General features: G+C 40.4%; 11 protein-coding genes. 6 read left to right on the top strand and 5 right to left on the bottom strand.

The genetic code is table 11. The features are described 5' to 3' along the window. Positions 1-556 precede the first annotated feature (556 nt). From kynB to kynU, 3 genes are read right to left on the bottom strand one after another with little or no spacing between them, the layout of a single operon-like run. On the bottom strand, positions 557-1,183 hold the full coding sequence (gene kynB, locus ACNQGS_RS19660; RefSeq protein ID WP_491488832.1) for an arylformamidase: 627 nt from the start codon (positions 1,181-1,183) through the stop codon (positions 557-559). A 38-nt stretch (positions 1,184-1,221) separates the two neighbouring features. Further along, positions 1,222-2,070, bottom strand: coding sequence for a tryptophan 2,3-dioxygenase (gene kynA / locus ACNQGS_RS19655; RefSeq protein ID WP_491488831.1), 849 nt, complete (start codon positions 2,068-2,070; stop codon positions 1,222-1,224). 44 nt (positions 2,071-2,114) lie between these two features. Then, positions 2,115-3,401, bottom strand: coding sequence for a kynureninase (gene kynU, locus ACNQGS_RS19650; protein WP_491488830.1), 1,287 nt, complete (start codon positions 3,399-3,401; stop codon positions 2,115-2,117). A gap of 353 nt (positions 3,402-3,754) precedes the next feature. Between kynU and bioB the strand changes: the two genes are divergently transcribed. Next, entirely contained in the window at positions 3,755-4,768 is a 1,014-nt protein-coding gene (gene bioB, locus ACNQGS_RS19645) for a biotin synthase BioB (protein WP_491488829.1), read from the top strand. Between the two features lie 217 nt (positions 4,769-4,985). Here the strand turns inward: bioB and ACNQGS_RS19640 are convergent, their stop codons facing one another. Then, positions 4,986-5,495: a nucleotidyltransferase family protein gene (locus ACNQGS_RS19640; protein ID WP_491488828.1), complete on the bottom strand. Its 510-nt coding sequence runs from the start codon at positions 5,493-5,495 to the stop codon at positions 4,986-4,988. Between the two features lie 758 nt (positions 5,496-6,253). Here ACNQGS_RS19640 and ACNQGS_RS19635 point away from each other — a divergent pair. Both ACNQGS_RS19635 and ACNQGS_RS19630 read left to right on the top strand, forming a co-directional pair. Next, positions 6,254-6,916, top strand: a complete 663-nt coding sequence (locus ACNQGS_RS19635) for an HAD family hydrolase (RefSeq protein WP_491488827.1) — start codon at positions 6,254-6,256, stop codon at positions 6,914-6,916. Continuing rightward, a complete protein-coding gene (locus ACNQGS_RS19630; RefSeq protein ID WP_491488826.1) occupies positions 6,913-7,401 on the top strand; it encodes a GNAT family N-acetyltransferase in 489 nt (162 codons plus the stop codon). Before ACNQGS_RS19635 ends, ACNQGS_RS19630 begins: the two co-directional genes overlap by 4 nt. A gap of 76 nt (positions 7,402-7,477) precedes the next feature. Here ACNQGS_RS19630 and ACNQGS_RS19625 read toward each other — a convergent pair whose 3' ends face one another. Further along, entirely contained in the window at positions 7,478-10,597 is a 3,120-nt protein-coding gene (locus ACNQGS_RS19625; RefSeq protein ID WP_491488825.1) for an efflux RND transporter permease subunit, read from the bottom strand. A 236-nt stretch (positions 10,598-10,833) separates the two neighbouring features. Between ACNQGS_RS19625 and pssA the strand changes: the two genes are divergently transcribed. The 3 genes from pssA (at position 10,834) to ACNQGS_RS19610 (ending at position 13,578) form a co-directional block, all read left to right on the top strand. Beyond that, the gene (gene pssA / locus ACNQGS_RS19620) at positions 10,834-11,325 is read left to right on the top strand and encodes a CDP-diacylglycerol--serine O-phosphatidyltransferase (RefSeq protein ID WP_491488824.1); all 492 of its coding nucleotides are present in this window, start codon (positions 10,834-10,836) and stop codon (positions 11,323-11,325) included. 218 nt (positions 11,326-11,543) lie between these two features. Beyond that, positions 11,544-12,245, top strand: a complete 702-nt coding sequence (locus tag ACNQGS_RS19615) for a response regulator transcription factor (protein ID WP_491488823.1) — start codon at positions 11,544-11,546, stop codon at positions 12,243-12,245. Then, entirely contained in the window at positions 12,223-13,578 is a 1,356-nt protein-coding gene (locus ACNQGS_RS19610; RefSeq protein WP_491488822.1) for a sensor histidine kinase, read from the top strand. Before ACNQGS_RS19615 ends, ACNQGS_RS19610 begins: the two co-directional genes overlap by 23 nt. Positions 13,579-13,833 lie beyond the last annotated feature (255 nt).

Genomic DNA, 13,833 nt, shown 5'->3' with positions numbered 1-13,833 from the left:
ATTAATTACTGAATAAGAGGAAATTGGAATTTTTTAGAGCTGATTTTGCTGGGGAGCGATGGTGATAATGTCCTTCATAAGAAGGATGAAGGACATTTTGCGGAGGAGCAGTGATGATGATGTCCTTCATAAGAAGGATGAAGGACATTTTGCGGAGGAGCGGTGATGATAATGTCCTTCATAAGAAGGATGAAGGACATTTTACGGAGGAGCAGTGATGATAATGTCCTTCATAAGAAGGATGAAGGACATTTTGCGGAGGAGCGGTGATGATAATGTCCTTCATAAGAAGGATGAAGGACATTTTGCGGAGGAGCGGTGATGATAATGTCCTTCATAAGAAGGATGAAGGACATTTTGCAAGGGAGCAGTGATGATAATGTCCTTCATAAGAAGGATGAAGGACATTTTGCAAGGGAGCCGTCATGATAATGTCCTTCATAAGAAGGATGAAAGGACGTTTTGCAGGGAAGCCCCCCATATATTATCAATCATAGGATAGATTGGGCCTAACACTTACCCTACAAGAAAATTGTCCTCATTAAAAGGCAGGCACCTATCCCAATTTCCGAATCACAGCTCGCACCGGACTTCCATCCGCCTCCACCAATGGCAGTGGCAATGCAGCCAACTCAAAATCCCCTGACTCCACCTCATCCAAGACCAATCCCTCTAATATATGAATCCCACAGCGAGTAAGCTCATGATGAGCGGAAAGCTCTTTACTATCAATAGCGTCTACGGACGGCAAATCGAGTCCAAGCAGCCGTACACCCCGTTCAGAAAGATAAGCCGCTAACTCAGGCTCTATTGGAGGAATTGAGCTAGGAAACGCACGACGGTCTGACCAAGCATCAGTCCGAATTAAAAGTCGCTCAACGCCTTCTAAATCCACACCGTTAAGCTCCTTAACTCCTATTTTCGCCACATTCGGCAAATGAACAACCCGCGCCGGACCAATATACAAATTAATATCCAAATCAATGACCCTTTTTCCATCATTATCAAAATGATAGGGGGCATCAATATGGGTGCCGGTGTGAGCACTCATCGTGATTTCGCCGACATTGCACGAGCCGCTCTCTTCCATACTCCAACTCACCCGATAAGAGAAAGGGGTATCCCCCGGCCAAACCGTAATATTGTTATCCAGCCGCTGCGAAATATCTATCCATTTATTCATTTAAATACCGCCTCCAACAATTACATAACCTTAGTGTATTACAGCTTTGTCCTTAGGCTCAAGAGCTCCGGGAAGAATTGATGATCAATGACCTTTTTTAAATATGGGACACCGGAGGAACCGCCAGTTCCTTTCTTATGGCCAATAATTCTCTCCACAGTCGTCATGTGATGAAATCGCCAAAGCTGCTGCTGATTGCCGATGTCGACCAACTTTTCAGCCAGTTCGTAGAGGTCCCAGTATTTATCGGTATTGCGGTAAACCGCCAGCCACGCCTCCTCGACACTGTTATTTGGCTCATAAAACACCGACCAATCTCGTTGCAGCACAACCTCATCAACAGGTAATCCATTAGCCGCAAGGGCCGAGATGGCTGCATCATATATGCTGGGCTCGCCAAGAGCATCGCACATCTTTTTATATAGATCAGCCTGATGCCGGTAAACTGCCAATGTGCCAGGATTTTTCTGACCTAAAGCAAACTCAATCAACCTATTTTGATACGATTGGAACCCGGAAGAACGTCCAAGTTTATGGCGAAATTGCATGTAATCAGCAGGCGTCAAGGTCGTGAGAACATTCCACGACTGGATTAACTGCTGCTGAATCCTGGAAACGCGCGACAGCATCTTAAATGATGGCTCCAAATCGTTTCGGAGAATACATTGGATGGCGGCGTTCAATTCGTGCAGAATCAGTTTCATCCACAGCTCGCTCGTCTGGTGGATGATGATAAACAGCATTTCATCGTGGTGGTCGGATAACCGGTTCTGGCTTGATAAGACTTTATCGAGATGAAGATAATCTCCGTAGGACATTTCCTTTTCAAAGTCGGTTTGAATCTCTTTTTCCCAATCTGGTTTTTGTTCCTGAGCATCCCTTTCCATAACAACAAACTCCTTTAGGGAATTTTTTTTAAAAAAGACCTTGGCTACGCGACGATATCTCGCTCGTTGGCAAACTTTTCATATTGTTTTTCCGACATAATGACCTTTAAAACTTGAACAACCTTCCAAACTTCTTCAAAGGTGTTGTAAAGGGCAACCGGAGCCAGCCGGATAATATTAGGAGCACGGAAATCTGGAACGACCCCATTTTCTTTTAATGCTTTGCAAATGCGGGCAGCCTCATCATGCTCAAGACTGACATGTCCACTGCGGCAGGAATCCACACGAGGGTTTCCGATGACGAAATTCATGTCAGCTAACTCGTGTTCAATTAATTTCATTAGATATTGGGTAAGACCCAAAGATTTCTGCCGAATATTCTCAATCCCTGCTTCAGCAAACATCTCCAAGGAGCCAATAAGCGGGGCGAGGCTCAAAACATGTGGTGTGCCAATTTGATAAGCGGCCGCTGTTTCCGCCGGTGTAAAGGTATGCTCCAGGTCAAATTGCTTCTCTTTGTTCGACCCAAACCACCCAGCTAAACCAGGGGATGCCCCAAAATGTTTCCGATTCACATACAAACCACCGACGGCCCCAGGCCCGCCGTTTAAATATTTGTAATTGCACCAATAGGCAAAATCCACATCCCATTCGCTGAAGGAATGGGGGATGGCGCCAATCGAATGGCAGGCATCAAAGCCTATTAAAATATTACGCTTGTGTGCTTCCGAGGTTAACCGTTTCATATCCAGCACTTGCCCGCTGCGGTACAATACCGTCGGAAGGATTATCAAGACAATATCTTCAGTCATGGCTTCGATTATATCCGCCTCTTTGATGAATCTACCATCGCGGCTCTTCACGGATATAAGGTGAGTTTCTGGATCAAGACCATGAACCTGCAGCTGGCTTTTTAAAGCATAAATATCACTAGGAAAATTTAATTCATCCGCTAATATTTTCGTGCGGGAACCTGTTGGTTTATAAAAAGTAGCAACGAGCTGATGGAGATTGGTAGTGGTGGAACCGCTTGCAATTACTTCGTCAGGAGCTGCCCCTATAAGCGGTGCGATCATTTTTCCCAATTTTTCTGACAGGAAAAACCATGGCTGCTTTCCTTTTGTCCAGCCGTCAATTCCATAGTCCTTCCAATCCTCGATAGTATCGAGAAGTGTACGTTCCGCCCGTTTGGAGAGTAGTCCTAACGAATTCCCGTCCATATAAATGGAATCTGGCTTTATGTAAAACTCATCACGGAACCTCGATAGGGCATCCTCCTTGTCTAACATCCTGGCAAACCCTTGTGTCGGCGAAAAATCTTCTATGTGCATTGGACTCCTCCTTCTCTAATAAAAATATATTCTAATTGAATCTTAACAATGAATTGGAAAAAAGGGCAAAAAAAATAGATTGGTGACTGCACCAATCAAGATTATGGGAAGTTTTAAGAAATGAGTTCAAGGAACTTATTTCTTAATTAAGTTACTTTTATAATAGTGAAAAGTTATGTAGAAGTTAGGGGGAAGTTGTGGGGAAGTTATGAAGATTTACTCTTGTTACCTTGCTCAAAAACCTTTCTGAAAACTTTGGTACAAAATGGTTTAATTTACAGAATAATTGATTTATAATTTTATTTGTAAACCAAATTGTATTTTTAGTTAACAAAAAAATTAGAGGTGATCATGTGAGTTGGTCAAAACTAGCAAATCAAGTGCTTGATGGGTTTGTTCTAACAAAAGAACAGGCCAAGGAAATTTTGCACGCGAAAGACGACGAAATCTTGTCCCTTGTCAATGCCGCCTATGAAATTCGAAGACACTATTATGGGAAAAAGGTAAAGTTAAATTTAATCATCAACGCCAAAAGCGGCCTATGTCCGGAGGATTGCGGCTATTGCGCACAGTCGATTAATGCGAAAACCGAAATCGACCGTTATACCCTCATCAGCAAGCAGACGATTGTTGAGGGTGCCAAGGAAGCGAAGAAAAACAAAATTGGTACATACTGCATCGTCATAAGCGGCCGGAAGCCGACCAACAATGAGGTCGATACCGTCATTTCAGCAGTTCAGGAGATTAAGAGCGAGGTCGAGCAAATTAAGATTTGCGCTTGTATGGGGTTGGTCAACGAAGAGCAGGCAGTCAGGCTGAAAGAGGCAGGGGTTGACCGTTTCAATCACAACATCAACACAAGCGCTAATCACCATGCCAATATCACCACTACACATGATTATGATGACCGTGTCGAAACGATTGAAAATGTGAAAAAAGCGGGGATTTCCCCTTGCTCCGGCGTTATTTGCGGAATGGGAGAAACCGATGATGATATCGTTGAGATGGCCTTTGCGTTAAGGGAACTGGATGCTGATTCCATTCCGGTTAATTTCCTTCATCCGATCAAAGGAACAAAGCTAGAGGATCTAAACGAACTGACACCGCTTCGATGTCTCAAAATCTTAGCGCTATTCCGTTTTATCAATCCGACAAAAGAAATCCGCATCTCCGGAGGCCGTGAATTTAACTTGCGTTCCCTGCAGAATCTGGGGCTGTTCATCGCCAACTCCATATTCGTCGGCGATTACCTGACAACCGCCGGCCAAGGGGCAAGTGAAGACTATCAACTAATCAAAGACCTTGGCTTTGAAATTGAAGACAACCCATTTGAAACAGAAAGCCAGAAGTTTGCCGAAACCTATTAAAAAATAAAGCCCCTCACTTTACTAAAAAGTGGGTGGCTATATTTTTAACGGACAAAAAAATAGATTGGTGCCAGCACCAATCAAAAATATGGGAAGTTTTAAGAAATGAGTTCAATGAACTTATTTCCTAATTAAGTTACTTTTATATTAATAGAATCTTGTGTAGAACTTATAGGGAACTTATGTGGAAGTTGTGAAGATTTTTGCTACCCGAAAATTAGGTTGATATCTTTAATTGACTCCATGTTCCTTCCCATTTCTTAGTTTTAACACGATTAAAATAAACCTTTTTAAGCTCCATATTTCTCAAAAATAATGGAGTCGGTTTAACTTCCATATGGATCAAATCCTCGATTCCCCATGGGGAAGCAATTACTAAGTTGTCTTTTTCATCGAGTTTTACTCCAACTGCTGTTGCTGTTTCGGGAAACTTCGAAATACCATCAACAGCCGAAGAGTAGGGATCCAGGTTGTTAAGAACATGCATTCTGGCTTGATTTTTTACCGACCATGGAATGTCAGGCCTCAGGGTTTTTAGTTTTTCTTCGAGCTTCTTTTCATCATACTCATCGATATTTTCTGGATCAAAATAAATTACATCGATATCCTGAAGAGGAGTCCTAGCTGTAAATCCATGGAGTACATCCCAGATTTTTGAACGGACAAACCCGGCGCATACCCACCAATCAGGCAGATTCATAGTTTGTGCTATATTTAAAATATCCATCATCCAGATATCTTCTCTGATAACTTGAATAATATCTTCCTGATTTTTGATAATTTTAACACTCCTTAACTGTTTTTTAATTAACGTAGTCGATATGAAGTACGGCTTAAATAAAATCTAACATATTTTTACTGTACGGTCCTGTAATTCATTTAAAATCTATAACACCAGGACAGTTTAAAAAATTAAAGCCCTGGTCGTTGTGAAAGGCTCATAACATCTGAACAACATAGAAAATCAAGTCTTCGGTCGTTATGAAAGGTTCATAACACCTGAACAATATAGAAAATCAAGGCCCCTGTCGTTATGAAGGGGCTCATAACGACCGAACAATATAGAAAATCAAGTCTTCGGTCGTTATGAAGGGCTCATAACACCCGAACGATATAGAAAATCAAGGCCCCGGTCGTTATGAAGGGCTCATAACACCCGAACGATATAGAAAATCAAGACTCCAGTCGTTATGAATGGGCTCATAACGACTGGACAATATAGAAAATCAAGTCTTCGGTAGTTATGAAAGACTCATAACACCCGAACGATATAGAAAATCAAGACTCCGGTCGTTATGAAAGGCTCATAACACCCGAACGATATAGAAAATCAAGACTCCAGGTGTTATGAAACGCTCATAACACCCGAACAATATAAAAAAACGATGCCCCGGTCGTTATAGAATTTCACCTCAGCAAAAAAATTCCGACCCGGTAGAACCTTTTCCAAAAACTATCGTCTAAATTAAAAGAGGTGATACATAATTGAAGGCAATCATATTTGATTTTGATGGATTAATTGTGGACACGGAAACAATCTGGTTCGAAGCTTATAAGGAAGTCCTACAAAAAGGCTATGGAATAAACCTTACGCTGCAGCAGTTTTCCAGAGTCATAGGAACGGACGACACCGAACTATTTGCTTATATCCAAGAAAACCTGTCGACGTCAATAAATCCCGAAGCCATTGAAAACTCTGTCAAACAAATAGTTTTAGAAAAAACGAAGGAGCCTGCCGCACGGGAAGGTGTGGAGGATTACCTTAAAGAAGCAAAAGAATTAGGATTGAAAATCGGCTTAGCCTCCAGTTCAGGCCGTGAGTGGGTGGAAGGCTTTTTAAAAACGCTAAATTTTTACAAGTATTTCGATGTCATAAAAACAAGGGACGATGTTTCTAAAGTGAAACCGGACCCAGAATTATATATTCAAGCTGTCAAAGCACTAGACATCAAACCATCCGAAGCTGTTGCCTTTGAGGATTCCTTGAACGGACTCAAGGCGGCAAGAGAAGCAGGAGTTCATTGTGTGGTAGTGCCGAATCAAGTCACATCGCATTTAGAGTTTTATGGCCATAGTCACAGGCTATCTTCTATGGCAGAGATAAAATTGATGCAATTATTGCAAAAAATAAAGGAGGGAAGCATTTGAACGGTGATCAAATCAGACTTGCGACCAAAAAAGATGAACAATTTTTATGGGAAATGCTCTATCAAGCTATCTATATACCGGAAGGGCAGCCGAGGCCATCCAGGGATATTTTGAACGAACCGCATATTGAAAAATCTCTAAAAGGCTGGGGCAGAAACGGAGATACGGCCATTATTGCAGAGGATAATGATCATCATCCCATCGGTGCGGTTTGGGTTCGATTGTTCGATGAATCCAATAAAACTTACGGCTATATCGACAGTCAAACTCCTCTATTGGGAATGGCGCTTATACCTGAATACCGGGGAAAGGGGATAGGGACTGTTCTGCTTGGCGAAATACTAAGAATCACAAAAGAATCTGGATATAAAGGAATTTCTTTAAGCGTTGACCCAAACAATCCTGCCCTGCAGTTATACAAACGATTTGGCTTTAAAAAGATTGGTGTTGATGGAACATCTTGGGATATGCTGGTGACATTCTAATGATAAAAAAGGTGACGGCACAAAAGTGTGTCAGTCACCTTTTATATTATTACTCCAAGCCATTTTTATAAGCTTTTTAGCTAATACTTTTTGCATTCATCGATATATTTTTTGATGCCTTTTTATGCAGCCATTGATAAATAATCGGAATGATAATGAAGCTGTTGATGGTCGAAGTAACCATACCGCCGATCACGACGATACCCAGTGTTTGTGAAATAACGGTATCGGCATTATGAGATAATGCCAGCGGCAATAATGTAAGCACAGTTGCTGCGGCTGTCATTAAAATTGGTCTAATCCTTGAAAGACTGCCATTCAATACAGCTTCCTCAACAGGCATGCCCTCTTTTCGGTTTCTTTCAATTTTGTCTATCAACACAATTCCATTGGTTACGACAATACCCGTAAGCATTAGAATACCGATCAATGCTGCTAAATTCCATTCACCATGGAATAATATTAATGCGATAACCACACCGCTTAATGCTAGCGGAATGCTTAATAATACTGATAATGGCGCCTTCCATCCCTTGAAGATAGACGAAGTAATGAGCAATACTAAAAGGATTGAAAAGGCAACTGCAACCGACATATCAAAAATCATGTCTTTTACCTGTTCGGTGATTCCTCCTAATGAGTACGTTACATCTTTAGGAAGTTTCATGCTGCTTAGAGCAGTTTCTGCTTGGCTTGACACTTTGCTAATATCGTTTGATGTTATCTGTGCTGTTACCAAAGAGAAGGGCTGCCCATCCCGTTCGCTAACCGTTGATGGGGACTGGTCTTTCGAGATTTTAGCGATCTGGTCAAAACGGACCACTTCACCATTATTCGCACTAAACGTTTCAGAAGCAAGGGATGCTAAAACATCATCAGCAGAAGCCTCTAATGTAATATTTGAGTTGCTGCCTGAAGCGATTTGATCTAAATATTGGTCCACAGGAAATGCCTTATGATCAACTGTAATCGTGGCATCCTTAGAGGCAGACATGTAACGATTCACAACGGTCAGAATGTCCGCCACTTTAACCCCTTTATCCTCTATCGCCTTTTTGTCAAATGTCACCTTGTACTTAGGTGCACCGTTGGTTAAATCAACTTTTCCATCAACACTTAAGTCTGCAATTTTTGATAAATTACTTCTTGCTTCCTGCGCCACTTGATCCAATGTCGCTTGATCGGAACCAGTGAACAAGATACGCATTTGTGAATCATCACCAGAAATGTTCTGGCTTGTTACTGTATAAGTAACATCCTTCGATAATGATGGAAGCTGTTTTTGTAACTGTTTAATGACGGAATCTGCATCCTTGTCATTTTTCAAAACAACAGAAAGGTTAGCAACATTCGGATAGGTTATAAAGCCACCGCCTTGGTCAAACACGTCGTCACTTTGCGGTGTCATCGTTGAACCAAAATTGGCAGAATAGGCATCCACCTTTGGATTTTCTTTTAATGCTTTTTCAACTTTTTGCACTTCAGAATCGACTTGGATTAGCGTGCTTCCTTTAGGTAATTCTGCTTTTATGGCAATTTGTCCGATTTTTCCGCTAGGCAGTAAACTTACTGGAAGGAAAGCGGAATAAATGCCAGCACCTAAAAAGACTAAGATTGACACAATAATCATTGCTTTTCTGTGCTTAAATGCAGATTGCAAAATTGGTTTCATTTTTGCATCGAGTTTGACCGTTTGTTTTTCTCCGTTTCCGCCTTTCCATCCCATAAAAGCAAGAGCTGGAATGACAAGCATGGCAACAAAGAATGAAATGATAAGCGCAATCACGACAGACCAAGCGAATCCGCTGTATGAAGCACTAATGACGCCGCCAACAAAGGCAATAGGAATATACACGGCAATAGTCGTTAAGGTAGAGCCTAATATTGCTGGGAGCATTTCAACAACAGATGAAGCAAGAATGGAAAGCAGCGGTTTATCTTTCGATTCTTCCCGTTTTCGATACATGTTGTCTAAGATCACAATGGAATCATCGACGATACGTCCCATCGCAACGATTAATCCTGAAACCGTTAGGATGTTTAATGTGATGCCCATTGACTTCAAGAAAGCCGTTGTCGCTAACAGTGAAATTGGCAGCGAAATCGCAATTAAAAGTGTCGATCTTACATTTCGGAAAAAGAAGAACACACAGACCATCGAGAATAAGCAGCCGAGTAAACCTTCTCGAACTAAACCGAAAAGAGAGCTGTTTAATTCTTTTTCTCTATCAAGTAAAACTTGGAACGAAATGTCTTTGGAATTGACTGTGTCCAAGTGAAGATGAGAAACACGATCTTTAACTTGTTCTGCGACATCAGTAATATTGGCTGATGGTGTTTTGATTACATTTAAAGTCACGCTTGGTGCTCCGTTTGTTCTTGAAACAGTCTTCACGTCATTCAAGGAATGAGTAATTGTACCGAATGCCGATACAGGAATAACTTTTCCTTCCTTATTCTTAATTGTTGCGTTTTCCATTTGCTGCACAGTTAATGGCAGCCCGTCAAAGGAAACTGGAATCGATAATTGGTTGTTTACAATATTGCCTTGTGGCATCGATGGAACTGCCAAAGCAAACGATTTATTCACATCATCCAATGTTAAGCCGTTTTTCACAAGGTCTTTCATGCGTACAGTTAATACATATCCATCTTTTGCTCCACCGATTGCAGATACATCCGCTACACCAGGAACGGATTTTAATTGTTTAATGATTTCCTGAGTTGCAGTTGAACGCAGTGTTTGTTCATCCAATTTTGAGCTTGTTACACTGTAAGTCAAAATTGGGAATGAGCTTGTTGTTAATCGAGTCACTGAAGGGGTACTTGTAATCGTTGACGGAAGGTCGGCATTTGCCAAGGCTTTATTTACTTGATCCTCGGCTGCCTTCATGTCTGTATTCATTGGAAAATACAAACTCATAAATAATCCGCCGTCATAAGAGGTTGTTTCCACGTTGGACAAACCATCGACTGTTTTAACGGCACTCGCAAGGTTATCAGTAACCTGCTGTTTTACCTGAGCCGCTTGATACACCGGAACTCTCATACTCACTGTCAGGGTCGAATTGTTAATCCCAGGTAAGTAATCCCGTTGCATCTGGTAAGCTGAAATCCCGCCCCAGGCCAAGATTATGACAACACACACAATCATAAGAATGGCTCTTTGCATGGTTGCCTCTACTAACTTTTTCATTGTTTTTCCTCCCATTACTCATCTATGATTTAACCCAAAACATGATCGTTTTCTGCTGTGAATTCATGAATGGACTTGCAATAAAATTGGGCACTTCAAAGTATATAAAACGAGTCTGTTTGTTCACTTAATAAAAGATTAATATTTCATTAAGATGGAAAAGTCTTTTAAGAATAACGGAGGAATATATAGAAAAAGCTAATAGATGGAGGATTTAAAAGTCAGGGGGGACAACCTTGTTTAAACAGTTAATAAAAGCCATTCCTAATTTATTTACATTAGGAAATTTATTGTGCGGTGTTCTTTCTATTACTTTAAATATGAGTGGGTTTATCGAAGTGGCCTCGATCTTTATATTTTTTTCAGCTGTGTTAGATCTTCTTGACGGAAGGATTGCAAGAAAATTAAAAGTGAACAGTGAATTGGGTGTAGAACTGGACTCTCTGGCCGATATTGTGAGTTTTGGGGTCGCCCCTGCTCTTTTATTCCATTCAATTGCGGCACCATCTATATTAACTTCTTTGGCATTTATCCTTTTTCCGATGATGGGGGCATTAAGATTAGCCAGGTTTAGTGTCAAGCCAACGATCGGCTATTTTAAAGGACTCCCTATTCCAGCTGCCGGGCTGCCACTTGCTGGCATGGGATTCTTCTCATATAGCAATGCATGGATTACCTTAATCCTAGCCCTCTTAATGGTAAGTCCAATTCGGGTAAAGAAAATCTAAAATACTATCTATTGAAAAAGCTAAGAGCCTTAGTGGAAAAGGGCATAGCTTTTTTATTTTATCCATAAACCTTTTCTTAATAAAGGATTAATAATTCATTAAGATACTAATTGAATTGTACATTGCATGCTAAATTGTAATTAGAACTTGAAATATTAAATTCAGAATAAATGAAAAGACAGTAACTCCTTAAAAAGCTTTGGAAGGACGTATGTTTCGTGGAAACACATATTTTAGTAATCGAGGATGAAGCTCAAATTGCCCGGGTTTTAAAAATGGAGCTTGAGTATGAAGGGTATCAAGTAACAGTTGAATACAATGGGAAGGCTGGATTGGAAACCGCCTTACAAACGGACATTGATTTAATCTTATTGGATGTCATGCTGCCTGAGTTAAGTGGAATGGAAGTATTAAGGAGATTTAGAAGGGAAAACACGGTCACTCCTGTCATTCTTTTGACGGCACGGAATTCAACTTTTGATAAAGTATCAGGCCTGGATCATGGTGCTAATGATTATGTCACAAAGCCCTTTGAAATCGAAGAACTGCTAGCTCGTATTCGTGCGTGTCTGCGGAATCGCCCGAATGGGGAAAAACTTCAATTAATTGTTGGGGATCTAATCATCAATAAGGAATCAAGAGAAGTCAAAAGGGATGGAAAACTCATAACACTAACACCGAAGGAATATGACTTCTTGGTCTATTTAGTCATGAATAAAAACAAAGTCGTTACCCGAGAGAACATCATTCTTAATGTATGGGGCTATGATTACGAGGGAGAGACCAATGTGATCGATGTTTTTATTAGACATCTGCGAAAAAAGGTGGATGAAGGTTTTTCTATCCCGTTAATTACAACTGTGAGAGGGATTGGTTTTACGATAAAGGAGAAAACGGATGAAGATCTCGACGAAAATTAACCTGTTAACAACGGCTTGGATGCTTTGTATCTTAATACTCGTAAATGTAGTCGTCTTCTTCTTATTTATGAAAACAACCATCAATATGGAAGAGGATATGCTCTTTCAAAAGGCTGCAGATATCGAAAAACAAATTGATAATAGCCAATCCTCTCGTGATATAGAGGACAAATTAAAAGGATTTTTATCCGAATACTCCTATATCCGAATGATCGGGCCCGGGAACACTATCATCCACGAGGTTTCGACTGATAAGGTACTATCCAGAAAGATAAAAGGGAAATACGCAGTAAATCAACAGTCTCAAACTTACGTAATTTCTGGAAAAAACGGGGAAGAACAAGTATTGGTTATTCATTCTAAGATTAATACAAAGCAATTGAAAGGAAGCCTCGAAATTGGGGAGAGATTAAAAGGTTTAGAAGCAAGAAAAGAGATTCTTAGAGCGATTTTAATATTTAGTACGATCCTTGCTGCCTTATTATCTTTACTTGGAGGAAGATGGCTGTCCAATATGATCATGCGGCCGATTTCTAATATGATTACAACCATGGAGGAAATAGAAAAAAGCGGTGTTCCGAAGACTATCACCATTCAAAATAGGGCAAAGGACGAACTGCAAACCTTGGCTAGAACATTTAACCGGATGATTGAAAGACTTCAGGACAATTTAGCAAAGCAATCGCAGTTTATTTCTGATGCCTCTCATGAATTAAAGACCCCGTTAACGGTTATTAAAAGCTATGCAAATCTTTTGAGAAGGCACGGGCTTGAAAACCAAGAAATGGCTGATGAAGCCATTCAGGCTATTCATTCCGAGGCGACGAGAATTCAAAAAATGACCGATACCTTTTTGGACTTAGCCACCCTAGAGAAGGAAACGGAATTAGAAATCAACGAAGTAAACCTGGTTTCTTTATGCCAAAGTATTTTAAAGCAACTAAAACATGTCTATAGACGAGAAATAACATTGGAATATGACAAGTCCCCGCTCATTGTTCATGCAGATGAATTAAAACTCAAACAAGTAATTATCATTTTGCTGGACAATGCCATGAAATATAGTCAGGAAAAAATTGACGTCTTCTTAAAACAGACAGAGCAATATGCTATTATCCATGTAAAAGATTATGGGATTGGAATCCCACACAATGAGATCCAAAATATTTTTGAGCGGTTTTACCGAGTAGATAAGGCTAGGAGCAGGGAAACAGGGGGAACGGGATTGGGTCTGCATATCGCCAAAAGTATCATGAGATTGCACAAGGGTGAAATAGAAATAGAGAGTCATGAAGGATCAGGGACTACTGTGAAATTATTTTTACCTAAATGAGCCACCTTACTCCCAGCCGGAAAAAAGGTGCCAGGCAGCGTTCTGATACCCTATGAATAGTCCAGTGTTTTTTTGATAAAGTGGGCTTTTCTTTTTCATAATTGGAAGCCATTCTTTTAAACCAATTATTTTTTTAAAATGTGATTTTTTTTACTTTGGTTTCCTTCTGAATTGCTATATAATGGGTATAACAAGTTCACAATTTAGACAAAAATTATTTGAGTATATAGCAAAAACCTTTCGGAGGGATTACTA

Source organism: Neobacillus sp. PVCKKU3 (assembly GCF_058323225.1).
Note: the sequence above shows the minus strand (reverse complement) of the source record. Positions and strands in the feature narration are given on the sequence as shown.

Bases quoted from the DNA above. Each gene is read 5' to 3' on its own strand.
- kynB (WP_491488832.1), bottom strand. From the start codon at position 1,183: ATGAATAAATGGATAGATATTTCGCAGCGGCTGGATAACAATATTACG.
- kynA (WP_491488831.1), bottom strand. From the start codon at position 2,070: ATGGAAAGGGATGCTCAGGAACAAAAACCAGATTGGGAAAAAGAGATT.
- kynU (WP_491488830.1), bottom strand. From the start codon at position 3,401: ATGCACATAGAAGATTTTTCGCCGACACAAGGGTTTGCCAGGATGTTA.
- ACNQGS_RS19640 (WP_491488828.1), bottom strand. From the start codon at position 5,495: ATGGATATTTTAAATATAGCACAAACTATGAATCTGCCTGATTGGTGG.
- ACNQGS_RS19625 (WP_491488825.1), bottom strand. From the start codon at position 10,597: ATGAAAAAGTTAGTAGAGGCAACCATGCAAAGAGCCATTCTTATGATT.
- ACNQGS_RS19610 (WP_491488822.1), top strand. From the start codon at position 12,223: ATGAAGATCTCGACGAAAATTAACCTGTTAACAACGGCTTGGATGCTT.